Origin of the sequence: Ensifer sp. ENS07, from assembly GCF_014852185.1 — a bacterium.
Classification (GTDB): domain Bacteria; phylum Pseudomonadota; class Alphaproteobacteria; order Rhizobiales; family Rhizobiaceae; genus Ensifer; species Ensifer adhaerens.
This window is the reverse complement of the sequence record NZ_JACVBE010000044.1, coordinates 1-1,655: the sequence shown is the minus strand read 5'-3', so window position 1 is coordinate 1,655 and position 1,655 is coordinate 1. Positions and strand designations below refer to the sequence as shown.

Below are 1,655 nucleotides of genomic sequence, written 5' to 3'. Positions count from 1 at the left end.
GGTTCATCCTCAATTTCTGTGATTCAGTGGCAGCATTCTCGCCCTCATCAGTTGTGGGCCGGCGCGACCGTACATTGCTCGCTTCAGCATCTTGAGGCGGTTGATCTGCCCTTCGGCTTGACCGTTGCTCCACGGGAGTTCGATTGCATTTTTGACGGCATCAATATCCCGGCGCAAAACGCTGGCGAAACGCATGATTGCCGTGAGCTCGGTGTCGATGGCATCGTCGATCCATTCATCCAGCGCGTCCGGGCTCCTGCTGCGCAAGATGCCGTTGAAGCGCATGGCCAAGCCACGCATTATGGCGAACGCTCGAGAGCCCTGCTTCAATGCATCGACGTTTCTGGCCTGGCGATCTGTCAGCAAGCCGCGCGGCTTTATGCACAAAGCGGCTGCCACCACAGACGAGATCATATGGCCCGTGTCAGGATCGCGGACGGGTTCTGAAACATCCGTCTCCGGAAGCGGCTCGTCGGGTTGAATGTTTTCGACCTCACGCCACACCTTCAACAGGCGCTCCAGATTGGAGCGGCTGCCCGTGTAGCCGCGGTTCTTGATGTCGTAAAACAGATGGCGCCCAATGCGGTTTCCATTCCTCCAGCATTCAGCCAGAAATGTTTCAAAATACAGTGGCGATGTCGGATTCAATGTCGCTCGGTTTCTGTCTCGAGGCGCATTGGAAGTAAGCCAATTCGCGATGCTGCGGCGCTCGTATCCGGTCCGCCTTGCAATCTCGCTGTAGGTGAGGCCCTGCTGCCGCAAAGCTTGAAACGTGTCGAATATTTCCTGACGAGATTGCCTGTGCGCCAAGCGGGCACGGCGCTGCTGTGACCTGGCGCTGGCGATAGCATCTTCAGAGAGAATGGGTCTAACATTGGCGTGACCGTACACGCTCATCTGTTCCTTGATCGCCTCCCTGAGATTTTGGACCAGATGAAAACGGTCAGCCACCTGGAGGGCCTGCGGGGCGCCCTCTCGGGCTGCCTGAGCATACAAACCACAGCGATCTCGGCTCACGACCTCGATCGTCGGACGTTCTTGCAACCAAGATTTTGCGCTCTCGACGCTGCGGTCCTCCAAAACATCGACGACCGAATGACGCTCAAGATCGACCATGATCGTCCCGTACCGCGAGGAATGCCGCCAGCTCCAATCATCGATGCCCACAACCCGAATAGTGTCTTTTTGCGTGGACGCCGGATTATCGCGCTTCAATTGCCGCAAGATCGTGTCGTCGCTGACCGGCATGCCAAGCCGATGCAGCAAGTGCTCACCTGGGCGACCGCCCATCCTGTGGCCAATCAAGCCCACAATCTCAGCCATCCGTTCAGTTCGTCGCATGTAGGGTGAAGCAATCTCAGGCAACCTGTCGGTGAAGGTTCGTCGCCCGCATTTCCGGTGTCTGCACTGCCACCGGTTCAGTGCGAGCTCGATTTTCACAACTTGACCTTGAACAGGCAAGTCCTGGAGGCGGCGGTTGTGCCAGCCGTGGCGATGCCGGCTTTGCGTTCCACAATCCGGGCAGATACCGACAGGTTTCGCAGCGGCAGAAACAACCCAGTTTTCTTCATCTTGAACGGTAATACCCAGAACCTTGACCCCTGGGCCGGGTGACCATTTCAATTGCGCTCGCATCCCCGCAGATAGCAGTCGAG

Annotated in this window: 1 protein-coding gene; it reads right to left on the bottom strand. The window is 57.4% G+C overall.

Annotated elements, in window-relative coordinates:
* Positions 1 to 9: 9 nt before the first annotated feature.
* On the bottom strand, positions 10 to 1,635 hold the full coding sequence (locus IB277_RS37515) for an ISL3 family transposase (protein WP_246812924.1): 1,626 nt from the start codon (positions 1,633 to 1,635) through the stop codon (positions 10 to 12).
* Positions 1,636 to 1,655: the final 20 nt, after the last annotated feature.

What these genes read in the sequence shown, in the direction of transcription:
- IB277_RS37515 (WP_246812924.1), bottom strand. Translation starts at nt 1,635, where the DNA reads ATGCGAGCGCAATTGAAATGGTCACCCGGCCCAGGGGTCAAGGTTCTG.